Raw genomic sequence first — 23,733 nt, forward strand, 5'->3', positions numbered from 1 at the left:
ATTCAAAAATTCCGATCCAATCAAACAGATTCCTTAATGATTGCTCCGCTCCATCGGCATCCGGGCGGACAGTAAACATATTACCTGTATGCAACGGAGAGAATTGATCAAGTTGTTTTCACTGATCCCATATGCTGGCAGCGCCGCCATTATTCCCTGGTCAACTGCCAATGCCGCACCCGCAAACCCGCCCGCTGAAAAGCGAAATGTTTTTAAAGAACTGGGTGTTCGCACCTTTATAAATGCGGCAGGTACCTATACTGCCATGACGGGTTCTTTGATGCACGATTACGTACTCGATATTATTCAAAGCGCTGCCACCGAGTTTTGTATGTTAGATGAATTGCAGGATAAAGTAGGGGAGAAGATCGCCACCCTGGTGCATGCTGAAGCTGCTGTGGTTACCTCCGGGGCCTTTTCAGGTATGACATTGGGGCTGGCTGGTATTTTAACGGGGATGGACCAAAAGAAAGTAGCGCAACTGCCGCACCTCGATGGTACCGGAATGAGATCGGAAGTGATCATTCAAAAAGCACATGAAATTGTATATAACCATGCTTTAAAGAACACCGGCTGTAAGCTCATTTATGTAGAAACCGCTGAAGAAGCTGAACAAGCCATTAATGAACGAACCGCCTTGTTACACTTTTTAAATATAGAAGCCGACAAGGGTAAAATAAATCAGGAAGAATGGGTAGCGCTTGGCCGCAAACACAACATCCCCACTTCTATTGATATAGCAGCCGATGTACCGCCTGTTTCAAACCTGTGGAAGTTCAATGACATGGGATTTAGTTTCGTAGTGATCTCCGGTGGTAAAGCCATCCGTGGTCCGCAAAGTGCCGGGTTACTGATGGGAAAGAAGGAGATCATTGCAGCCGCCCGCCTGCATATGCCACCCCGTGGTTTTAATATCGGCCGGGGTTTTAAAGTAAATAAAGAAGAAATCCTGGGCATGTATGTGGCCCTTGATAAATACATAAAAGAAGATCACGATAAAGAATGGAAAGCCTGGGAAACTGCCACTGCCGTAATTGACAATGCTGCCAAATCTGTAAGCGGCGTAACTACCAGTATCACCGTGCCGGCACTAGGTAATGTAACACCCACTTTACAAATAGCATGGGATGCAGGCAAAGTGAAGTTATCAGGGAAAGACCTGCAGGAGAAATTACGCAGTGGCATTCCTTCTATCGAGATTGGTGGGGTAAAGGACAACAGCATCACTGTTACTGTTTGGATGTTGAAACCCGGACAGGAGAAAATTGTGGCTGGCAGAATAAAGGAAGAGTTGTTGAAAGCAGTAGGTTAAAAATGATTCCCCACCTTATCAAACTCCAAACCAATGATCAAACCCAGGATCTTTCTTTTTTTGTTAACGTTTGCCTGGCATCTCTCAACAGCGCAAAACTATGCGTTGGTTATAAAAGGTGGTCATGTAATTGATGCGAAGAATAATATAAATGAAGTATTGGATGTTGCGGTTAATGACGGCAAAATAGTAAGGGTGGCAAAAAACATCGATACCACAAAGGCCACTCAGGTTGTAAATGCAAATGGACTGTATGTAACACCCGGGCTGATAGACGCGCATGTGCATGTCTTTTATGGCACCGATGCCGATCGCGCCTACAGCAATGGTCCCCTGGCCGTTATACCCGATGCCTTTACTTTCAAAAATGGGGTTACTACTGTTGTAGATGCCGGGAGCTCAGGCTGGCGCAATTTCCCTCTTTTTAAAAAGCAGGTCATTGATCTGTCGCAAACCCGGGTACTCGCCTTTATAAATATCGTTGGCGAAGGTATGCGAGGTGGCGTATACGAACAGGACGTCAAAGACATGGATGGTAAACTTACCGGCATGACGGCGAAGCGTTTTCACGATTACGTGGTAGGGATAAAAGTGGCGCATTATGTTGGTAGTGAATGGACACCAATTGATGAAGCCGTTAAAGCCGGTACCACGGCCAATACTCCGGTGATGATTGACTTTGGCGGCAGCAATCCGCCCCTGTCAATCGAAGAGCTGTTTGTAAAACACCTGCGGCCCGGTGATATTTTTACGCACTGCTTTGGTCAGCTGCGCGACCGCGAACCCGTAGTGGATGTAAATACCCAAAAAGTAAAACCTTTTGTGCTGGAAGCAAGAAAGAAGGGGATCATGTTTGACGTTGGGTATGGTTCTATCAGTTTTGCCTTCTCACAAGCAATGCCCGCCATTAAAAGTGGGTTCTATCCCAATTCCATCAGCACCGATATTCATACCAATAGCATGAACGCTGCCATGAAAGACCTGTTGAATGTTATGTCGAAGCTCATGAGCGTTGGTATGGACTTTCAAAGCGTTATTCAGGCTGTTACCTGGAACCCTGCCCAGGAAATAAAACATGAAGAATTAGGACATTTATCCGAAGGCGCTATTGCCGACATTGCCATCCTGGGTATTCGCACGGGCAAATTCGGTTATTTCGATTATACAGGATATAAAGTAACGGGCACGCAAAAGCTGGAATGTGAAATGACTATAAAAGGCGGAAAAATTGTGTATGACCTCGATGGAATAGCCGCCCCTATAGTAACTAATAAAACTGGCGTCGGCGGACATTAAACTAGTAACTTATCATGAAGCGGATTTTCATAATAACGATTGTTTGGCTGATAGGTCTGTTTACAATGACTTCGCACGCGCAAACCATGTCGCGCGATGAACTGATATTTTTAACAGCAGCATGGAAGGGGGAACGTTTTCCTGATGGCCGACCGAAGATCCCGGATGACCTTATTCGCCGTGCCCGCAATATTGCCATTGAGGATGCCTGGACGATCCTGAACAATGAGGGATATACCTGCCAGTATGAAGGCAGCTGGAAAATGGTGCACACTGACACCCCGGTAGTCGGCCGGGCCTTAACGGCCTGTTTTATGCCCAGTCGACCCGATGTGGAAAAGAACATAAAAGAAAGAGGTCATCAGCATGGCCGGATTGGTAATACCAATGCATGGCCCATTGATATGTTGACGAAAGGCGATGTGTATGTAGCTGATGGCTTTGGGAAAATTTCGGGTGGGACCCTGATCGGGAGTAATTTAGGTAATGCAATTTACAGCAGATCGGGCAATGGCGTGGTTTTTGACGCAGCCGCCCGCGACCTGGAAGGCCTGTCAGAAATAAAAGGATTCAACGCGTATGTCCGTGACTGGGACCCATCCTATTTGAAAGAAGAAGTGTTGATGGGGCTGAACACGCCCATCCGTATCGGACATGCGATGGTAATGCCCGGCGACCTGGTGATTGGCAAAAAGGGCGGTGTGCTGTTCATTCCGGCCCATATGGCCGAAATGGTGATCGTGACGGCGGAATTTATCATTTTGAAAGACAAATTTGGCATCAGCATGCTGAAGGCGGGAAAGTACACGCCGGGGCAGATCGATAACCAATGGACTGATACAATAAAGAAGGATTTTCTTGACTGGTTACAAAAGAACCCTAACGAAATTCCCATGACCCGCGCCCAACTGGATGAATATATGAAGAAACGAACATGGTAAGTGCCCGCTCATGCAACCTAACGCTTATAAAAAACATCTTTCACCATTGAAAATTGTCTTTTGACCACCCACATTTCAGTACGAACCATGACAAAGATTGCACTGCCAATCGCTGCTGTATGTTTAATAGCTTTTATTGTATTCAGTGTATTTGATAGCAACGCGTTTGCAGGCCCCTGGCTGATCGCTTTTTTTCTAAGTTTATCCATCGGTTTCAGGGCATATGACACCTTGAAAGGTTTTTCTTTCACCATGCTGATCTTTGCAGCAGTTACAACCGCACTTTATTATCCGCAATATTTTTCAACCTGGGGTGGCGTAAAGCTGGCGTCGCTTTTTACGCCTTTGTTACAGATCATCATGTTTGGGATGGGTACTGAAATGGGGGTTAAAGACTTTGCCGGTGTTATAAAAATGCCCAAAGCGGTGCTGATTGGATTATGCGGGCACTTCACCTTTATGCCACTTGCCGGTTATACGCTGGCGCGGGTGTTTAATTTCCCGCCCGAAATTGCTGCCGGTGTTGTATTGATCGGCAGTATGCCCTGTGGAATGGCTTCCAACGTTATGTCGTACCTGGCCAATGCCAATTTAGCGTTGTCGGTTACCCTAACGGCTATTGCTACCCTTTTATCACCTTTTTTAACGCCTTTATGGATGAAAGTGCTGGGCGGGCAATTCATAAAAGTAGATGTGTTGGCTATGATGTGGGATATCATTAAAATAGTAGTACTGCCTATTGGGGCTGGTTTATTGTTCAACCGCTTCTTTAAAGGAAAGGTTACCTGGCTAGACAAGATCATGCCGCTGATCTCTATGTTCGGCATTGCATTTATTATAGTGATCATTGTGGCGGCTGGCCGCAATAACCTGATCGTGATCGGTCCGGCCCTGATCATTTGCGCCCTCATTCATAATACGACCGGTTATTTGTTTGGTTTCTGGATAGGAAAGTTATTCGGATTGCCTGAGCGCGATGCACGCACCATTGCTATTGAAGTGGGTATGCAAAATGGCGGACTGGCATCTGGCCTCGCAAAGGAAATGGGAAAGGCAGCAACCTTAGGATTGGCGCCCGCTATCTTTGGCCCCTTAATGAATATCACCGGTTCAATACTGGCGTCTTACTGGCACCGGAATCCACCGGTTGATAAAGAGAGGGACCGTAATGTTATTAGTACCGAAGGTTTACAGGCGGTGCAAGGGGAGTAGTAGGCTGAAAGGTTATTAAGTTCGTAGGTTCATAAGTTATTAGGTTGAATAGGGAACAAAAGAACCCAAAAACCTAAGAACATATTAACCTAATAACTGCTATTCAAAACCACGTTGTTGCAATTTAGACTAGCTTACCTTTTGAGAGGCGTATTTCTCTCTATTCTTCAAGATCGTCTCCATATGTTGCTCGGCCCATAATGCCAGCTGCTCAATATGCGGTAATAAACTTCTGCCCAGATCAGTCAATTCATACTCTACGCGGGGAGGGATCTCCGGATACAGGGTGCGGGAGATCAACCCATCCGCTTCCAGCGATCGTAAGGTTACCGTTAACATTTTCTGCGAAATATCGCCAATCTGCTGGTTCAACTCATTAAACCGCTGTTTGCCAACATGCCCCAGGGTGGAAATGATCAAAATGCTCCACTTGTCACCAAAGCGGTCCAGGATCTGGCGGATCGAACAATTAAGATGTTCAGATTTTTTTTCAGTACAATTCTTCATGTCTAAACATTGATAATCAGTATTACTTCCCTCTATGTTAGTTACTTTCCTACAAGTAACTTCTTTGTTGGTATTAACTTACTTCTTAGCTTTGACTCTCCAAAAGAGAGTAAGACTCTTAAAGGATGCAAGTTAAAACATAAAAATAAGTATCACAAGTTTTCGTGAAATTGACCCAACCAAACATTTATAAGTAGCTAATAGATAACGAGCTATGTCAATACCAGGGAACTAGGGATGCGGAAAATAAATAATTATGAAAGTAGAGATCTGGTCAGATGTGATGTGTCCGTTTTGCTACATCGGCAAACGGAGATTTGAAAATGCGGTGCAGGAACTGCCTTTTAAAGATGACATTGAAATTGAATGGAAAAGTTTTCAGCTTAACCCCGACCTACAATATGAGCCAGGCCTAAGCATAGATCAATACCTGGCTGAGCGCAAAGGCTTTTCCTTAGAAAAAGCCAAAGAGTTGAACAATTATGTAACCGACATGGCGGCCCAGGAAGGGTTGACCTATAATTTTGAAAAAGCCGTGGTGGCCAATTCCTTCGATGCGCACCGTTTCGCGCACCTGGCTAAAAAGCTGGGCAAAGGCGATGCGGCAGAAGAAAGTCTGTTCAAAGCGTACTTTACAGACGGAAAAAATATCTCAGATTACGACACTTTAGTGCAATTAGGAATAGAAATTGGTTTGGATGGCACGGCGGTGAAGCAGGCATTGGAAAATGAAGATTATACAAAAGAAGTATATAAGGACATTGCAGAATCCGAAGCTATTGGCGTACGCGGTGTGCCGTTTTTTGTGATAGACCGCAAGTATGCCGTATCTGGCGCCCAGGCTAAAGACGTTTTTGTACAAGCGCTGGAACGTTCCTATTCGGAATGGAAAAAAGAAAATACTAAATTCACAACCATCGAAGGAGAAGTTTGTTCTTCTGATGGCGATTGCAAATAAGATTTTTATATTTGCGCCCCCCTAAACGCTTATTGTAAGCGATTGCCCCCCACGTTTAGCCATATGTAATTTTTCCAAACCTGAAATTTGGAAAGGTTAAAGGGATATTATTATCAATACATTAAATACTCAAACAATAGAAACATGAAAAAAGCAACTATCATCGCAGCAGCCTTATTATTTTCATCTGCAGCAACATTTGCACAAACCTGGTCAGTAGACAAATCACACTCAAGAATTGGTTTTAACTTCACTCACCTGCAGGTAGCAGAATTGGGTGGAACCTTCAACAGCATCGATGGCAAAGTAACTTCAGCTAAACCTGATTTTTCTGATGCCGCGGTTGAATTTTCTGCTGATATCAACAGCATCAATACCGATAACGAGCAACGCGACAAACACCTGCAATCTGCTGATTTCTTCGACGCTGAAAAATTCCCTAAGCTGACTTTCAAAAGCACTTCATGGAAAAAAGTGGCCGACAAGAAATACAAAGTAACTGGTGACCTTACCCTGCATGGTGTAACAAAACCAGTTGTACTGGATGTTGTATTGGGCGGAACTGCGACTCATCCACAAACTAAAAAGCCAATTGCAGCTTTCAAGATCACCGGTACAATCAAACGTACAGATTTCGGTGTAGCTCCGGCTTTACCTTCTGTAATGGTAAGCGACAATGTTAATCTGGCCGCTACCGCTGAATTCGCACAAGACTAATTAGTTTCAACAAGATTTAGAATATGAAGAAGCTGATCTTTTCTATGGCAACACTGCTGACTATTACAGCAGTGTTCGCCTTCAGCGTAGCTCAAAAATGGGCTATCACTGATAAATACAGTATCAAATTTTCGAGCAGTGAAGTAGCCGGGATCTTTAAGACCTTTTCCGGCAATATTGATTTTGATGAGCAAAATCCTGCTGCCTCAAAATTTGATGTAACAATTGATGTAAACTCTATTAATACAGGTAACGGCCTGCAGAACAAACACGCCAAAGGTGCAGAATGGTTCGATGCGGCCAAGTACCCTGCTATCAAATACACATCTAAAAAGATTGTAAAAGCAGGAGCAGCTTACCAGGTAACCGGCGACATGACTATAAAGGGCGTAACAAAAGAGTATACCATACCCTTTACCTTTAAAAAAGCAGGCGCCGGCGCTACCTTCAATGGCAGCTTTACCGTAAACCGCTCCGATTTCAAGATCGGTAAACCCGGTGGCGATGTTGGGGAACAGATAAAAATTGACGTAGCTGTTCCGGTTACCAAGGGCTAATAAACCACAAATAGTATGTTTAAAAGATTATTATTACTGGGGTTGATTTCGGGGGTGTTGGCCGCTGTGGCATCATTGATCTATCAAAAGGTTTATTTCACTACAAATGAGATCGATTTTTCAGGTACTATAAAACCTGTTACCGTGTTTCTTATTTGTATACTGGGCGGTTTACTGGCATCTACCGGTTATGGAATATTGACCAAATGGCTGCCCCGCTATGGTGAGATCATTTTCAACCTGGTCTTAACTATAGTGAGTTTTGTGACTATCCTGGGGCCCATAGCCTATAAGTTTCCCCTTGAATTTGAAAGTCCGGAATTTTTCCCGGGGTTAGCCATACCCATGCACTTCTTTCCTGCATTGGGCTGGTATACGTTGAGACCCCTGTTTATAAAGAAATAAATCCGCCAGCTGGCGGATCAAACGGGCTGTTGATGTAAGCCTGAAAAGGCGAGGCCGGAAGTGTTTTTAAGAAGATGCAGGTATAAGAATGGAACTAGTAAACGGATGATAGTTGTATGCTTCCGGCCAATTTTTTCCTCCATACACGATAATAAATAGATAAATACTGCTCAAAGTGTCCCGATAGCATCGGGACGCTTTTTTTATGCCCCAACCATCCCCGGTGCATACTTAAATGATAAATGAACCTACCTTTGGCTGTACAGACATAATTCTCAATAGCTGTACAAATAGTTTTAGCTGATTATATTTGTTAAATACTTGTAGACAGTAAAAGATTTCCTCATATGAATTACTACACGTTACTGGATGAGATAAAGCAATACGTAATTTCCTTTTTCCATACCCATGCAAATGATAAATTAATTTATCATAACCTGGCGCACACCGAAAACGTAGTGAATGCAGCTATTGAGATTGCCAACCACTACCGCCTCAGCGACCTGGATTATTTTGTAGTGGTAACGGCCGCCTGGTTTCACGACATTGGATATTATACCGATCCCGCCCGCCACGAAGAAAAAGGCGCCGAAGAAGCAGCGGCCTTTTTGAAAAGACAGCGGATCATAGATGAGACCACTATTCAAACCGTAGGCAATTGTATAAGAGCTACCAAACTGCCACAAAGCCCCTCCACCTTACTGGAGAAAATTGTGGCCGATGCCGATCTGTTCCATTTAGGAACGTCCCGGTTTACGGAGACCAATAAAGCAATGCGTAAAGAGTTCATCGCATTACATAATATTGATATCAGCAAGGAGGAATGGCGTATTAAGACCATCCGCCTGCTTGAAAGCCATCACTATCATACTGACTATTGTCAGCTGCTGCTGAATGATACCAAGGCGAAACACCTGGAAAAGCTAAGGGAGAAGGTAGCTGAGAAAAACCCGGAAATAAAAAATACTATTCAGCCCATACAGGCACCGGTAGTTAAATCAAAAATAAAACCCCTCATCCCTGAGGAAGATGGGTTAGATAAGTCAAAACGTAAGAACCGTCCTGAGCGGGGTATAGAGACCATGTTTCGCATAACATCGGGCAACCACCAGCGGCTAAGCGATATGGCTGACAGCAAGGCACATATTATGATCTCGGTGAATTCGATCATTATTTCGGTACTGCTTAGTGTATTATTGAAGAACCTGGAACAATTTCCCCAATACACGGTACCCGCCATGCTGCTGTTGGCCGTTAGCCTGGTCACTATTGTGTTTGCCATACTGGCTACACGGCCCAATATTCCCCGGGGCACCTTTACACAAACCGATATTAACGAAAAACAGGTAAACCTGCTCTTTTTCGGTAACTTCTTTAAAATGAGCATGGAGGATTATACCGCGGGGATGTTGCAGATGATGGACGACCGTGACTTTTTATACCGCAGCCTTATCAAGGACGTATATTCGCAAGGCGTGGTGCTGGGAACAAAATACCAGCGTTTACGCATCTCCTATAATGTGTTCATGTACGGGTTGATCGTATCCGTGATCGCTTTTTCCATTGCCGCCATAGTAACTACTTGAAACTGGTAACAGCATGCAATCAGAATTTTTCGATAGAGACCTAAGCTGGCTCGCATTTAATGGAAGAGTGCTGGAAGAAGCAGGAAACGAAAGCGTTCCTTTGCTGGAGCGCATTAAGTTTTTATCTATCTATTCTTCCAACCTCGACGAGTTTTACCGGGTACGCATGCCTGCTGTGCTGGCCCTGGAAAAACTACATGCAAAAGGCGATGATGAAATAGCCGAACACGCCAAAAGAGACGTGCTGTTGCAGATAATAGAAATAATCAATCAGCAGCAGGAGCGGTTCGGGACTATTTTTACTACCGAAATATTACCCCTGCTAAAGGAGAAGGGCATTCATTTATTATATAATGAGCCCGTCCCCGCGGCCATAAAAGAGGAGGTGTCGGATTATTTCTATACCCAGGTAATGGCCTTTCTTCAACCCGTGTACCTTTCCATATCGGGCATAAAGTTCTTTCCTGAGAATAATAAGATCTACCTGCTGATAGTGATAGAAGGCGAAGCAGGATTTGATGAACTGGTGATCATCAACATTCCATCAGATAACCTGCCGCGGTTCTACTCCGTAAAAAGAGATAATGAACAGTTTGTTGTTTTTCTTGATGATATTATAAAAGATAATCTTTCTGCCATTTTCAAACATACCGTTATTAAAGGGTGTTATAGTTTCAAAATAACCCGCGATGCCGAGCTGGAAGTGGAAGATGATTACGCTGGCGATATTGCCCGCAAAATCGAAGAACAGCTAACCAAACGCGATTTTGGGTTAGCTACCCGTTTGCTTCATGAGCCCGGTATTCAACATGAACATCTGCGTTTATTAACGATGGCCCTGAAACTTCAACATGCCATGATTGTACAGGGCGGCCATTATCACAACCTGAAGGACCTGGGTTCCTTTCCCGCAAAAGATGCATCGATGAGTTATGAACGATGGCCTGCCATTGCCGTAAAGATGGGAGATGGCACCCTGTCGTTATTTGAAGAAATAGAGAAGAAAGACCTCATGTTGCATCCGCCATACCAGTCGTACGACATGGTATTACGGTTTTTTAATGAAGCAGCAGTTGATCCTGCAGTAACAGAAATATATGTAACGCTGTATCGTATTGCCAGTGATAGCCGCATTGGTAATGCGTTGGTAAGCGCGGCCCGAAACGGGAAGAAAGTATCGGTACTGGTAGAGCTAAAAGCCCGTTTCGATGAAGCCAATAACATTCGCTGGGCAAAAAGGATGAAAGAAGCGGGGGTGAAAATTATTTACAGTGCCCCTTCGCTGAAGGTACATGCTAAAATAGCTCTGGTAAAACGGAAAAAAGAAAACCGCATTTCATATGTAGGCTTGCTGGCAACGGGCAATATGAACGAAAGCACCGCCCGCTTTTATACCGATCATATCCTTTTCACTGCCCATCCGGAGATCCTGCGTGAAATGGAATTGTTGTTCATCTTCCTGGGGCACCGGAAAAAAGCCGGTAATCCCGGCCTTATTACGTTTAACCAGATCCTGGTAGCGCAATTCAACCTGCAGCAGCGGTTCCTGCAAATGATTGACCGGGAAATTGAAAATGCCCGTCAGGGAAAAGAAGCAGCCATCATCATCAAGATGAACAACCTGGAAGAAAAAGTTTTAATAAAGAAGCTGTATGAGGCTTCACAGGCTGGGGTGAAGGTCCGCATGATCGTGCGAAGCATTTGTTGTTTAAAACCCGGGGTGTCTGATCTAAGTGAGCATATTACGGTAACCCGGATTGTTGACAGGTACCTGGAACATGGAAGGATATTTGTTTTTCACAACAACGGCATACCCGAATTATACATGGGCTCATCAGACTGGATGAACCGGAATATCTACCGCCGCATTGAAGTTTGTTTTCCGGTGTATGATGAAGCCATTAAAAAACAGGTGTTAACCCTGTTACAGCTGCAATTGCAGGATAATGGGCAGGCTGTACAAATTGACCAGCTGCTGAACAATGTTCCAATGCCCAAAGAAACGGAATTAGTGTACTCGCAACAGGCGATCTATAATTATCTGTCTGGCCTCGCTTCACCGAAGCTTTAGCGAAGGCGAGCCTCGCTTCGCCGCTGAAGCGGTGGCGCAAGGCGCAAATGGCAGACTTAAATAAAACTGTTTATGCAAACTAAAAAGATAATACCGGCTGTGTTGATGATGGCAGGTTTTGTTACATTGTCAACTGCCTGCTCACAAAAACGGAAATTTGACGGTCCAAAAGGGTATAATATCAATACGCCGCAGAAGATTGTGATGCCTACCAGTTTGCAGGAGATCTCTGGTATTGCTTTTTATAAGGGAAACCCCGATACCGTATATGCAGAACAGGATGAAGATGGAAAAGTGTTTTACCTGAAACCGGGCGATCATCATGCCACGGTTTTCAAATTTGGCAAACATGGCGATTATGAAGATATAGCCATCTCCAATGGTTTTGTTATCATGTTACGCAGCAATGGCCTGCTGTTCACCTTCCCCTTTACTGATCTTCATCAGGAAGAATCGGCAAGCGTGGTGGAATGGAAAGACCTGTTGCCAAAAGGAGAATATGAAGCCATGTATGCCGATGAAGCGAGCAGGTTGATATATATACTGTGCAAGAACTGTCCGGATGAAAATGATAAGAAAATTGCAAAAGGATATATCTTGCAGCTTAATACCGAAGGACAGGTCAGCCAGCAAGGTAACTTCACTGTAGATGTAAAAGATATTGATAAGGTCCTCGGTGGCAAAAAAATAGAATTCCGACCATCCGCCCTGGCACAGAACCCCCGTACCAAAGAATGGTACATTGTTGCGTCCATTGGAAAAATATTAGTGGTTACAGATAGTAACTGGAAAGTAACTGCCGTGTACAAATTAAATCCAGCCCTGTACATTCAACCCGAAGGGATAGCATTCGATAAAAACAGCAATCTGTATATATCCAATGAAGGCGGAGATCTGCATTCCGGAAATATTTTAAAAACTGTTTGGACTGGAAAATAAACCTGGTTAGCCTATGTCAAGAAGATTTTTACACTTCGCATTGATTGTTTTAACTGCGCAGATTGCAAACGCACAAACAGATAGTACTGTTATAAAAGCACATCCTTCGTACGATAGTGTTACCAGAATGCATCGACGGTTATTTGGTGAAAATTTCCGCAAGGAATGGGCGACGCCGGTAAAACTACCGGTGATCAAACTGTCGGAAAGAGGGCTGATACCGCTCCAACGTGGAGGCGGCCATCAAACCCATTCCTTACGCCTGAAAGATGCCAGCGGCAAAGAATGGGTGTTGCGTAGTATTGAAAAATTTCCGGAGATCTTATTGCCCGAAGCAATTCGCGAAACATTCGCGGCCGACTGGGTGCGCGACGCCATGAGTGCCCAGCATCCGTATGCACCCTTAATAGTTCCTGAGTTATCACAGGTAACGAATATACCATATGCCAGTCCCATTATAGGTTACGTGGCGCCCGATAAAAACCTGGGCGAGTATGAAAAAGAGTTTGCCAATACTATGTGCCTGCTGGAAGAAAGAGAGCCCTATGGCAACTCAGACAATACCCTCAAAATGCTGCAACGCCTCAACGAAGACAACGATAATACAGTTGATACCATTGAATTCTTCAAGGCCCGCCTGCTCGACCTGTTCCTGGGCGACTGGGACCGCCATGAAGACCAATGGCGTTGGGTGGATGAACAGAAAGGAGAGGGAAGAAAATACAGGGCCATACCCCGCGACCGCGACCAGGCACTATACCGGAATGAGGGCTTTATCCCTTCGCTGGCATCCCGCAAATGGATCGCTCCCTTCCTGTGGGGATTTAAGCCTGATATCAAAAGAGGAAACTTCTTTTTCTTCAGTAGCCGCAAACTCAACTCCCGTATTTTAATACAGCTCGACCATGATCGCTGGATGCAATTGACCCATCAATTTCTGGCATTGCTCACTGATGATGTACTGGAAAAAGCATTGGCCCACCTGCCACAGGAGGTATATGTAATGCGGCATGACGAACTGTTGCAGAAAATGAAAACACGCCGCGCCAACATGCCAAAGGCAATCGAAGATTATTATTATTTTTTGAGCCGCGTGGTTGATATCCAGGTGTCTGATAAAAACGAGCTGGTTACCGTAACCAATGGGCCCAATAAAGGCATGTTGGTAGAGATCTATAAACTGTCGAAAAAAGGGAAGACCGGCGAACAATTGTTTTCCCGGAACTTCATTCCGTCTGAAACCAAAGAACTGCGGTTTTATATAGGCAATGGGGATGATAGCGTGTTGCTTAACACCACCAATAAAAAAATAAGAATGCGGTTGATTGGTGGAGATGGTGCCAAGGTTTTTCACGTGCAGGAAGCTGGTAAAAAAGTGTGTGTATATGAAAAGGAAACCGGCTCTACCTTCACTGGGGAAACAGGCCGTTTGAGAACACATTTGTCAAACGACACCGCCAACACTGCTTTTATTGCCACCAACAACTACCGAATTGTAAAACCACTTTTAGCAGCGGGCTTCAACCTCGATGATGGATTATTACTGGGAGCTGGATTACAGATAATGCTGCCTGGTTTTAGAAAACTTCCTTTTGGAAGTGTACAATCGTTTACGATAGCCCACTCTTTTTCAACTAAGGCTTTCCGTTTCAGGTACAGGGGCGAATGGTTTAAAGCTGTTGGAAAAACAGACCTAACGTTGCAGGCTACCATATTTGCACCCAATAATACCCGCAACTTTTTTGGCCGGGGCAATGAAACGGAATTTATAAAAGAAGGGGATTATAAAAGATATTATCGTACCCGGTATAATTTGTACGAGTTGAACCCGGCGCTGCGCTGGCGCCTGAGCCGGTTTACAACCCTCAGTGCCGGTCCGTCCGTGCAGTTTTATCATTCAGACAGCAGCGACAACAACGAGCGGTTTATTAATAAAACTGCCCAGATCAATTCATACGATAGTAATACCATCCACCAGGATAAAGCACATGCTGGTGTAGTGCTTAACCTGATCCGTGATAAACGTGATAACATTATTTTACCCACAAGGGGGCATTATATTAATTTTTTGGCGCAGGCATATAGTGGGTTGAATAGCGAATCCAAATCATATGTAATGCTTACCCCCGAAATAGGGTTGTATAAAAACCTGAGCAGAAAAGGGATGGTGGTCATTTCCGAACGGCTAGGCGGTGCTGTTACTTTCGGTAAATCAGCTTTTTATCAATCAGCTTTTTTAGGTGGGCATGATAATCTGCTGGGTTTCCGCCAGTATCGTTTTGCCGGGGAACAAATGTTGTACAACAATCTTGAGTTTCGTATAAAGCTGGCTAACTTTGCCAGTTACATCTTACCTGGGCAGTTTGGCATGACCGGCTTCTACGATGTAGGCCGGGTTTGGGTGAAAGATGAATCGTCAAACGTATGGCACCAGGGAGTTGGGGGAGGATTATACTTCGCGCCTGCTCAAATGGCAGTTTTTCAGGTTCAGGTTGGTTATTCTAACGAAGGCTGGTATCCCTATATAAGAATGGGTTTCAGATTCTAAAGGCGCCATTCACCTGATATTATTGCCGGATTTACCGATTAAACAGGTGACAAACGGACTGAATTTCAGTTATGGCATCCTATTGGAGTATTGTTGGGGATAGGCTCGCCTCAACCACTGCTTACCATGGCTGTTAAAATAAGCGGTGCGCCTATAGCAATAAATGGCTTTGTGTATGCAAACGATGACGATCAATATTAACGAGAAATTTACGCTGACGAATTTTGACACGGCTTTTTCCTTACGCCCATTCATCAACTTTTTAAAAAAGAGCCTTAAACACGACTCCTCTTTAAAAGATAAATTAACTGCGTTCCTGCTGGAGAAGCTGGAACAATTCCCTGAGCTGGAAGGTGATGTGCCGGTAGATAACCTGGATAAATACCGCGATGTGCTGGAACTGATATTTGTGAGCATGTCGAATGTTACCGAAGATGAGACCCATTTGCCCTGGGCGCTGGGTATGCCTTTGCGACCGCACTTTGTATATGGCACCGATGCGTTTTACAAACTGATGGTTGATACAAAGAACAGCAAACTTAGAAAAGCAGTTGTGCAGGGTGATGAGAATATGATGCGCCAGCGGAACCTGCGAATAGCCTATACTTTTATTCTGGAACGTATTTACAATTTCGCTCCCTTCCATAAGAACGAGATCATACACACGTTTGTAGATGAAGCGACCGGCTTACTGCGACATTTAAAAATAAACATCGATACCCGCTTTATTGAGGTTATTCCTATTGGCGAGATCCCCGAACTGAGCGCTATTACCGCTACCGGTCACATAGATGAAGACCATGGATTTGAAAAACTCGAAAGGGTGCTGCCGTTGGAACTGTTTAAATTCAGGGGCATGTCGGTAGTGACCATTACTGATGAAACGGCGAAGTATGCGGTAGAGACCATAAAGAATTCGATCGTAGACCTTCACCGGAAGGAAGAAGATGCCTGTCACCATGATGTAACCAAGTCACTTAAAACCCTGGTGCAAAACGATGCCATTGATTTTAACGTGACCCCATTATTTCGCATTAATGAAAAGCTGGTACTGCCTCATATGCAGGAGCTGCGAAGTGTGATGATGGGCGATAATGAAGAATGCGCAAGTGGTGCTGCCCGCAGCGCTTACCAGGCATTTGCAGAAGATTATATGCGTAACCCACGGCCGTTAATTTATAAAACCATTTCTACTAAAGAAGCAAAACTTTACCCATTTTTATCAGCCTGTACCAGAACCGGGATACAGTCGTTCATCGTATTACCACTTTATTACAATAACAACCTGGCCGGCATGCTGGAGATCTATACCAGGAAGCCAGGCATCCTCGATGAAAAAGTGCTGGCCCTGTTAGAGCCCGCCTATCCGGTACTGGCGCAACTGGTACAACTCTCCATTGATGATTTTGATTCATCCATCGACGGTGTTATCCGGGAAAAATTCACCTCCTTACAACCAGCTGTGCAATGGAAGTTTAATGAAGCAGCCTGGCATTATCTGCAGGAAGTAGAGTATAATGGAAAAGGAAAAATAGAAACAGTAGGGTTCGAAAGTGTGTATCCATTATATGGCGCTGTAGACATTCGGAACTCAACCGTTGAGCGCAACAGGGCCCAGTTAAGCGATCTGCAACATCAGTTCGCTATTCTGCTTGAAACATTGCAGGCCGTTAAAAAACATTACAACCTGGCGTTGACCGATGAAATGATCTATAAGTGTCGTAAATGGAAGAACACGCTGGATGATTCATTAACCCCGCACAGTGAAGTAAAACTCACCGACTTTCTGGAAAAAGAAGCGGTTTCATTTTTAAAGCATTTCAAAATAACCCATCCGGGTTCAGCCAGTATAGTAGAAAAGTATTTTGCCGCCATTGAAGAAATGAATGGCAGTGCCTGGACTAACAGACGGCAACTGGAAGAATCAATGCAGACGGTAAATACCGCTGTTAACAATTACCTGGACCTGATGAAGGACGAATTGCAGCAATCGTACCCCTGCTATTTCGAACGCTTCAGGACCGATGGGGTAGAATATGATATTTACATTGGGCAATCCATTGCGCCGCAGAAACCGTTCGATATATTGTATTTAAAGAATTTGCGTTTGTGGCAAATTTCATCCATGGCAGCCATAGCAAAGATCACGCATGACCTGCTGCCCAGGTTGTCGAAACCATTGGAAACCACTCAGCTCATTTTTATCCATAGCAATACCATAGACATTAGTTTTCGTAACGATGAACGGCGATTCGATGCCGAAGGCGGCTATAATATCCGCTACCAGGTGATCAAAAAGCGGATCGACAAAGTGCATGTGGCCGATACCAATGAGCGATTGACCCAACCCGGGAAAATTGCCCTGGTGTATTTCAACCGCCGCGATGCAGATGAATACATTTCACACATTCAATACCTTCAGGAACAGGGCATTTTGTTGAACGACCTCGAGTTTCTTGATCTGGAAGAACTGCAAGGAGTAGCCGGATTAAGAGCGTTACGGGTTGGTATTAACCTCGAATACGATCACGCTGAAGTTTCTTAAAGCACCGCCATTTCAAGCTTACTATGAATTGCCATAAAAACGCAGTAAATTAGGCTCATTATGGAGCGTGGCCAATTCATTATCCTGTTATGGGTAGCTATGGTAACAGGGACCGCTTATGGGCAACAGCAGAATACGTATCGCCACCTGTTCCGGGCGTATGAAGACAATGACCTGTTTAATGTGGTTGGTGGAGTAACCGATCGGGGATATACCAATGGTACCCGGGCCGACTTTTTCTACATCAATAATAAACCAGCCCGCTTTTTTCTTCATCGCATTATGCCAAAGGCTGGCGACAGCAGCGTGAATACGTATGGCTTTAGCATAATGCAGGTGATGATAACACCCAAAAACATCCTGAAAAGAATTCCTGATAAAAATGATTTCCCGTATTCAGGCGCTTTGTTTGCCACACACTCCTTACACGCAACCAATGCCATAAAGAGATACAGTTGGCAAAGTGAATTATTGCTGGGCGCAATGGGACCTCCTTCACTGGCGCGGCAAACACAGGTCTCTATGCACCGGTTGGTGGGGTACATAAAACCAAATGGGTGGGACTATCAGTTAAAAACCGATCTTTTGCTAAACATAAGTGTAGCCGGGGAAAAAGAACTGGCCCACGTCAATAAAGCATTGGAGTTGATCGGCGGCGCCCAGGTATTTACCGGAACCGCGCTCAATGGGTTGTCTGCCTGGGGCACCCTTCGTTTTGGAAAAATGGAGCCTTATTTTAATGGTTATATGTCGCGGTTCTCCACGCCCAAAGGCCGGGGAAGCCGGCAACAATTGTATTTTACCATCCGGCCTTCCGCTGAATACACGCTTAGTAATGCGTTGATCGGTGGCGGCATTTTCAACCGGCGTAACCGGGTAATTCCAAAAACGGATGATCCCAATAATGATGAACCCGAAATGGTGCGGGAACGGGTAGTGGCGCGGTGTGATTATGGAGTAGTAGCTTCTTCGGGCCGTGTAGGCCTTTCTTATACACTAACTTACATGACGCCCGCGGTAAAAGGGACGGGCGTACAGGAAACAAGTAACATTTCCTTCTTCCTGGCCTGGTAAATAATTGAAAATAATGTTTTTGGCTCTCCACGGCTCAGCCGGGAGAGCCTTATTTTTTTTACCATATTCCTGGGCCACACTGGATTTAGAATTTCAGGGACCTGTCAGGGAGCTCACCCGGACTTAACAGGGACTTTATCCCTGTGAGGTCCTTGTGAGGTCCTTGTGAGATCCTTGTGAGGTCCTTGTTAAGTCCCTATGAGGTCAGGTTGGGTTCCTGTTCTGAACCAAGATCAATTGCTAAAAATTATAATCTGATATTCAATAAGGTATGTGATGTTTGATAAATTATTTAATAACTTTTATTAAATAATTAAGAAGTTAATTTAACTTAACGTTATATTTGGTTAAATAATCTGATACACTTGCACATGGAAAGAAGCTTATTGTATAAAAGGAGGATCGTTAAGCATCTCTATTTTAGCAATATGCTTTCTTGCGCAGACCTGAGTGACAAGATCCACAAAAGCATTCCGCTTACCACCAAAATGCTGAGTAAGCTCATGGAAGAGGGGACGGTTACAGAAACAGGGTATGCCGCATCAACCGGCGGGCGCCGTCCCGTAATGTATTCATTAAAAGAAGATGTAATGTATGTGGTGTCGGTAGCGATGGACCAGCTGGTTACACAAATTGCTATCCTCGACATGCAGAACAGGAATGTGACCAATACTGAATTATTTGAATTACCCCTGACGAAAAACCCGGATGCACCGACCGCGCTCGCTGAAAAGATAAATGAGATCATCCTGCGGTCGGGTATTCCGAAAAATAAAATAGCCGGAATTGGTATTGGAATGCCTGGCTTTGTTAATTCCGTAAAAGGGATCAACTACACTTTTCTGGAAACGGAGGGTGTTACCATCAGCCAGTACATTTCAACCAAAGTAAAACTACCCGTATACATCGATAATGACTCGCGGCTCATTGCGTTGGCCGAACTGAAATTCGGGGCAGCCCGTCAGCGGAAAAATGCATTGGTAATAAATGTAGGTTGGGGTGTGGGGTTAGGAATGATCCTGGAAGGTGAGCTATTCAGAGGGCATGATGGCTTTGCCGGTGAGTTTAGCCACATCCCGCTTTTTTTGAACAATAAATTATGCAGTTGCGGTAAAAGCGGTTGTCTGGAAACAGAGACCTCGCTGTTAGTAGTGATCGAAAAAGCACGCAATGGTTTAAAAGGCGGAAAGCTGTCGATGTTAAACGAACAGGAACTATCGGCGAACAATCCTGAAAAAGCATTTATAAATATAGTAGCCGCCGCAGGTAAGGGCGACAAGTTTGCGGTAGAGATATTATCTGAAGCCGGCTACAACATTGGCCGGGGCGTTGCCATCCTGATCCATTTACTGAATCCTGAAGTGGTGATCCTGAGTGGACGTGGATCTACGGCTGGCAAGATCTGGCAGGCCCCCATACAACAGGCATTGAATGAACATTGTATCCCCCGGTTATCAGTGAATACGGAAATAGAAGTGTCGGTGTTGGGGTATAATGCGGAGCTCACAGGCGCTGCCGCCCTTGTTATGGAGAACTATGAACGGGAAGAAATTAAGAACCTCATCTATGAAAACCGGATGTATTGATCTGATCCGGCTAACCAAAATAGTATAGCCAACCGAAAAGACTGTTAAAAACCGGAGTGCTTTGCGTAGGCAAGATTCCAGTTTAGCTACCATAAAGTCTGAACTCTTTTATTGACAAACAAACAAACTGCTATGACGAAAGCAACAATCCGACTATTGCTGATCGTACTGGCATGTATCTGGGGTATAACAGGTACTGCACAGGAGAAAAAAACGATTGCAGGCGTAGTGAAGGACAGCGCTGGAAACGCTTTGCCAGGTGTATCTATCTCAGAAAAAGGTACTAGCACCGCTACTATTACAGACATTAACGGTTCATTCAGGATCCCGGTTTCCTCTGCAAAACCGGTGCTTGTATTTTCTTCAATTGGTTTCGACAAAAAAGAAGTGGTGGTTGGAAACAATACCACACTCAATGTTTCTCTTTCAGGTGAAACCGTCAGCCTTGAAGGCGTGGTGGTAGTAGCCATGGGTATTAAAAAAGATCAACGCAAATTAGGGTATGCTTCCACACAGGTGTCGGGTAAAGACATTATTCAGTCGGCACCCACCAACTTTGCCTCGGCGTTGTATGGTAAAGCCCCAGGTGTTGCCATCACAACCAACCCGGGTGGTGCTACCAGTGCCGTAGGTATTCAGATCAGGGGTATAAGCTCTATCAATGGCCAGGGCCAGCCGTTGCTGGTGGTAGATGGGGTGGTAACCCGTAATGGAGGCGCCAATAACGAAGGATACTGGAGCGGTAACCAGCGCCTGAATGGAAACGGGTTACTCGACATCAATCCCGAGAATATTGAAAGTATCAATATCTTAAAAGGTGCAGCTGCATCTGCCCTGTATGGTTCAGATGCCAACTTTGGTGTTATTGTTATCACCACTAAAAATGGAAAAGGACGTAAAGGACTGGGTGTTGATGTAAACCTGAGCGCCAATATGGAACAGGTATCGGTAACGCCAGATCTGCAAACAACCTATGGACCCGGCTACGACCGCGAAACCAATAAGTCTGCATTCGGAGCAGATGATGCCGGCTGGTTGCATACCAAGGTGAACAACCAGGATGTAAAATATCCTATTTTCAGGGCTTATGGCCAGTTTGGTCCAAAGGTAGATGGCAGCCAGGTGTACTGGTGGGATGGCCAGATGCGTGAATACAAATCGCAACCCAATAACTGGAAGGAGTTTTATCGTACAGGTCATAGCGAGATAGCTAATATTGCACTTAGCAATTCTAGTGATAAAATGAGCTACCGCTTTTCCTATACCCGCAATGATTACAAGGGTATTCAAATTGGTGGCAAACAGGAAAAGAACACCTTTAATTTTAATTCAACCTATAAGATCGCGCCCAAATTATCGCTTGATCTGGTGGCCAGCTATATCAATGAAAAAGTACATAACAGGCCAAGACAGCTCTATTATGTTACCAACAACTTTGGTGGCTTTTTCAGCCCTGTAGATTATATGGATGTGTACTTCGACAAGTATCACACCAGCCGGGGATACAAGTGGGTTGACTGGAATTCAACCCAGGACCTTGGCGAACGGTTGAAATACAACATTCGCGCGAAAGACTTCCTCGACTTTTTATGGAACCAGTTGGCAAATAGTTTCGATGAAACAACCAACCGCTTTCTTGTTTCCGCAACCCTGAACTATAATATAGCGAAAGGGTTGACTTTCCGTGGCCGTTATGGTACGGATTATACCGGCTATTTTGCCGAAACAAAAGAACGTACCACACAGCCTGTTGCCTATGGTACTACCGGCCGGTATGCAACCAATACCAACAGGCTGGTATTTAATTATGGTGATGTAATGTTATCGTACGATCGGCAAATAGTACCCGATCTGAAAGGCACGGTGTCAGTGGGTTACCAGGGTCGCCGCGAAGAATACCGCTATAATGAAGCTTCTACCAAAGATGGAATAACGCAGGACACCTGGTTCAGTCTAAATGCATCCAGTGGCATTCCTACGGGAAAGGCTACTACCAATACATTGGTAAAAGACGGAGCATTTGGTATTTTGAACCTGGAGTATAAAGACTTCCTGTTTGTAGAAGGAACGCTGAGAAGAGAGCGCAGCTCATCGTTGATACCCAGTAAAAACACCTTTTATTATCCGGGGGTGAGTGGTGCTTTTGAGTTGAGCAATGCAGTTAAATTACCGGCTTTTGTTTCCTATAGTAAGTTAAGGGGTTCATGGGGTGTTGTGGGTAATCCACCCGGTGTGTATCAGGGCAACATAACCTATTTAAACAATCCGCCTCAGGGTAGTGTGGAAGGCGTTCCCATTCTGTACCCGCAACAATCCAATTTTGGAAACAGGGAGTTGAAGAATGAAACGAAAAACGAATTTGAATTTGGCTGGGAGAACAAGTTCCTGCACAACCGTGCCGGGTTTGATCTTACCTATTATAACTCAACAGTACACGATCAGATCATTTCGCTGTCATTACCTGCATCTGTTGGCGCTACCAGTCAGTATGTGAATGTGGGCGACATGCGTAATTATGGTGTTGAGTTAGGAATATATGGAACACCTGTAAAAACAAAAGACCTTGCCTGGGATATGCGGTTGAACATTGCATTTAACCGTAATAAACTGATATCGCTGATGCCCGGATTAGATAAGCTGCAATCTGCCAGCTTAGATAACAATTCACTGTTGGTAATCTCTACGCCTGGTCATACTGCCGGCGATCTGTATGCATACCAAAGAAGTGTAGACAGCAAAGGCAATTATATTGTCAATGATGATGGCTATTATGATATCAACTACAAAGAGCAGTCAAAAGTGGGTAATCTGCAACCAAAGGCTGTGGGTGGTTTCATCAACACATTTAACTATAAGAACTTTAGTTTGAACGTGGTAGTTGATTTCCGTTTTGGTGGCCAGATAGTTTCCCAATCTAACTTATACGGTAAAGGCGCCGGTATGTTCAAGAGCACCCTGCAGTATCGCGATACAGAAAATGGCGGTCTGTCATACTACACTGATGGCACCGGTAAAAACATTCAGGTGGCCAATGATGTAACCAAAGGTCCCAATAGCGAAACCGTGTATCATGATGGTGTTATCCTGAAAGGGGTTACCAAAGATGGCAAAGAGAATACGAAAATACTGGATGCAGCGAACTATTATTTAAATACGTATTCGTGGGGTTCATTTGCTGGCGCCGGTAATTATACCACCTATTCCGATGCTGTATTTGATAACAACTATATCAAAATGCGGGAAGTAACATTGTCGTACATGTTCCCTAAAAAGATAGCCGGCTTTATTAAAGCACAGAATATGACTTTTAGCGTGTATGGAAGAAACCTGTTTTATTTCCATAAAACATTACCTAACTATGATCCGGAAGAAGGTGTGGGTACCGACTGGCTTTCACAAGGTACTTCTTTGGGACAAGGTAATGCTGCCACCCGTTCAATGGGTGCCAGTCTGCGGGTAACATTCTAAACACATTCCTA

17 protein-coding genes are annotated in these 23,733 nt (G+C 44.5%); 16 read left to right on the forward strand and 1 reads right to left on the reverse strand.

Annotated features, from left to right (window positions below; genetic code table 11):
* Positions 1-88: 88 nt before the first annotated feature.
* From J7I42_RS10335 to J7I42_RS10350, 4 genes are all read left to right on the forward strand, one after another.
* The gene (locus tag J7I42_RS10335; RefSeq protein ID WP_209138699.1) at positions 89-1,312 is read left to right on the forward strand and encodes an aminotransferase class V-fold PLP-dependent enzyme; all 1,224 of its coding nucleotides are present in this window, start codon (positions 89-91) and stop codon (positions 1,310-1,312) included.
* A gap of 33 nt (positions 1,313-1,345) precedes the next feature.
* Positions 1,346-2,608, forward strand: a complete 1,263-nt coding sequence (locus J7I42_RS10340) for an amidohydrolase/deacetylase family metallohydrolase (RefSeq protein ID WP_209138700.1) — start codon at positions 1,346-1,348, stop codon at positions 2,606-2,608.
* A gap of 14 nt (positions 2,609-2,622) precedes the next feature.
* Positions 2,623-3,549: an RraA family protein gene (locus tag J7I42_RS10345; protein WP_209138701.1), complete on the forward strand. Its 927-nt coding sequence runs from the start codon at positions 2,623-2,625 to the stop codon at positions 3,547-3,549.
* 87 nt (positions 3,550-3,636) lie between these two features.
* Entirely contained in the window at positions 3,637-4,761 is a 1,125-nt protein-coding gene (locus J7I42_RS10350) for a bile acid:sodium symporter family protein (RefSeq protein WP_209138702.1), read from the forward strand.
* Between the two features lie 129 nt (positions 4,762-4,890).
* Here J7I42_RS10350 and J7I42_RS10355 read toward each other — a convergent pair whose 3' ends face one another.
* Positions 4,891-5,268, reverse strand: coding sequence for a winged helix-turn-helix transcriptional regulator (locus tag J7I42_RS10355; protein WP_209138703.1), 378 nt, complete (start codon positions 5,266-5,268; stop codon positions 4,891-4,893).
* A 256-nt stretch (positions 5,269-5,524) separates the two neighbouring features.
* On the opposite strand from J7I42_RS10355, the gene J7I42_RS10360 reads away from it, so the two are divergent.
* The 12 genes from J7I42_RS10360 (at position 5,525) to J7I42_RS10415 (ending at position 23,722) form a co-directional block, all read left to right on the forward strand.
* On the forward strand, positions 5,525-6,226 hold the full coding sequence (locus tag J7I42_RS10360; protein ID WP_209138704.1) for a DsbA family oxidoreductase: 702 nt from the start codon (positions 5,525-5,527) through the stop codon (positions 6,224-6,226).
* Positions 6,227-6,370: 144 nt separating this feature from the next.
* On the forward strand, positions 6,371-6,943 hold the full coding sequence (locus tag J7I42_RS10365) for a YceI family protein (RefSeq protein ID WP_209138705.1): 573 nt from the start codon (positions 6,371-6,373) through the stop codon (positions 6,941-6,943).
* Between the two features lie 23 nt (positions 6,944-6,966).
* Complete coding sequence (locus tag J7I42_RS10370; protein ID WP_209138706.1) at positions 6,967-7,500, forward strand: YceI family protein; 534 nt, start codon at positions 6,967-6,969, stop codon at positions 7,498-7,500.
* Positions 7,501-7,515: 15 nt separating this feature from the next.
* Positions 7,516-7,905 (forward strand): hypothetical protein, encoded by a 390-nt coding sequence (locus J7I42_RS10375; protein ID WP_209138707.1) that lies wholly within the window; start codon positions 7,516-7,518, stop codon positions 7,903-7,905.
* A gap of 347 nt (positions 7,906-8,252) precedes the next feature.
* Positions 8,253-9,491: a Pycsar system effector family protein gene (locus J7I42_RS10380; RefSeq protein WP_209138708.1), complete on the forward strand. Its 1,239-nt coding sequence runs from the start codon at positions 8,253-8,255 to the stop codon at positions 9,489-9,491.
* A gap of 13 nt (positions 9,492-9,504) precedes the next feature.
* Positions 9,505-11,562, forward strand: a complete 2,058-nt coding sequence (ppk1, locus tag J7I42_RS10385) for a polyphosphate kinase 1 (RefSeq protein ID WP_209138709.1) — start codon at positions 9,505-9,507, stop codon at positions 11,560-11,562.
* Between the two features lie 72 nt (positions 11,563-11,634).
* Positions 11,635-12,501: a hypothetical protein gene (locus J7I42_RS10390; RefSeq protein WP_209138710.1), complete on the forward strand. Its 867-nt coding sequence runs from the start codon at positions 11,635-11,637 to the stop codon at positions 12,499-12,501.
* 13 nt (positions 12,502-12,514) lie between these two features.
* Positions 12,515-15,049: a BamA/TamA family outer membrane protein gene (locus J7I42_RS10395; protein WP_209138711.1), complete on the forward strand. Its 2,535-nt coding sequence runs from the start codon at positions 12,515-12,517 to the stop codon at positions 15,047-15,049.
* A 175-nt stretch (positions 15,050-15,224) separates the two neighbouring features.
* Entirely contained in the window at positions 15,225-17,594 is a 2,370-nt protein-coding gene (locus J7I42_RS10400) for a GAF domain-containing protein (protein ID WP_209138712.1), read from the forward strand.
* 60 nt (positions 17,595-17,654) lie between these two features.
* Positions 17,655-18,668 carry a lipid A deacylase LpxR family protein gene (locus J7I42_RS10405; RefSeq protein ID WP_209138713.1) on the forward strand — a complete coding sequence of 338 codons (1,014 nt, stop codon included), beginning with the start codon at positions 17,655-17,657 and terminating at the stop codon, positions 18,666-18,668.
* Between the two features lie 371 nt (positions 18,669-19,039).
* The gene (locus tag J7I42_RS10410) at positions 19,040-20,254 is read left to right on the forward strand and encodes an ROK family protein (protein ID WP_209138714.1); all 1,215 of its coding nucleotides are present in this window, start codon (positions 19,040-19,042) and stop codon (positions 20,252-20,254) included.
* Positions 20,255-20,386: 132 nt separating this feature from the next.
* Positions 20,387-23,722: a SusC/RagA family TonB-linked outer membrane protein gene (locus J7I42_RS10415; protein ID WP_209138715.1), complete on the forward strand. Its 3,336-nt coding sequence runs from the start codon at positions 20,387-20,389 to the stop codon at positions 23,720-23,722.
* The last annotated feature ends 11 nt before the right edge of the window (positions 23,723-23,733 follow it).

The sequence above is a fragment of the Niastella soli genome, from assembly GCF_017742245.1.
Taxonomy (GTDB): domain Bacteria; phylum Bacteroidota; class Bacteroidia; order Chitinophagales; family Chitinophagaceae; genus Niastella; species Niastella soli.

Bases quoted from the DNA above. Each gene is read 5' to 3' on its own strand.
- J7I42_RS10380 (WP_209138708.1), top strand. From the start codon at position 8,253: ATGAATTACTACACGTTACTGGATGAGATAAAGCAATACGTAATTTCC.
- ppk1 (WP_209138709.1), top strand. From the start codon at position 9,505: ATGCAATCAGAATTTTTCGATAGAGACCTAAGCTGGCTCGCATTTAAT.
- J7I42_RS10405 (WP_209138713.1), top strand. From the start codon at position 17,655: ATGGAGCGTGGCCAATTCATTATCCTGTTATGGGTAGCTATGGTAACA.
- J7I42_RS10375 (WP_209138707.1), top strand. From the start codon at position 7,516: ATGTTTAAAAGATTATTATTACTGGGGTTGATTTCGGGGGTGTTGGCC.
- J7I42_RS10390 (WP_209138710.1), top strand. From the start codon at position 11,635: ATGCAAACTAAAAAGATAATACCGGCTGTGTTGATGATGGCAGGTTTT.
- J7I42_RS10345 (WP_209138701.1), top strand. From the start codon at position 2,623: ATGAAGCGGATTTTCATAATAACGATTGTTTGGCTGATAGGTCTGTTT.
- J7I42_RS10365 (WP_209138705.1), top strand. From the start codon at position 6,371: ATGAAAAAAGCAACTATCATCGCAGCAGCCTTATTATTTTCATCTGCA.
- J7I42_RS10350 (WP_209138702.1), top strand. From the start codon at position 3,637: ATGACAAAGATTGCACTGCCAATCGCTGCTGTATGTTTAATAGCTTTT.
- J7I42_RS10395 (WP_209138711.1), top strand. From the start codon at position 12,515: ATGTCAAGAAGATTTTTACACTTCGCATTGATTGTTTTAACTGCGCAG.
- J7I42_RS10355 (WP_209138703.1), bottom strand. From the start codon at position 5,268: ATGAAGAATTGTACTGAAAAAAAATCTGAACATCTTAATTGTTCGATC.
- J7I42_RS10360 (WP_209138704.1), top strand. From the start codon at position 5,525: ATGAAAGTAGAGATCTGGTCAGATGTGATGTGTCCGTTTTGCTACATC.
- J7I42_RS10340 (WP_209138700.1), top strand. From the start codon at position 1,346: ATGATCAAACCCAGGATCTTTCTTTTTTTGTTAACGTTTGCCTGGCAT.
- J7I42_RS10400 (WP_209138712.1), top strand. From the start codon at position 15,225: ATGCAAACGATGACGATCAATATTAACGAGAAATTTACGCTGACGAAT.
- J7I42_RS10370 (WP_209138706.1), top strand. From the start codon at position 6,967: ATGAAGAAGCTGATCTTTTCTATGGCAACACTGCTGACTATTACAGCA.
- J7I42_RS10410 (WP_209138714.1), top strand. From the start codon at position 19,040: ATGGAAAGAAGCTTATTGTATAAAAGGAGGATCGTTAAGCATCTCTAT.
- J7I42_RS10335 (WP_209138699.1), top strand. From the start codon at position 89: ATGCAACGGAGAGAATTGATCAAGTTGTTTTCACTGATCCCATATGCT.
- J7I42_RS10415 (WP_209138715.1), top strand. From the start codon at position 20,387: ATGACGAAAGCAACAATCCGACTATTGCTGATCGTACTGGCATGTATC.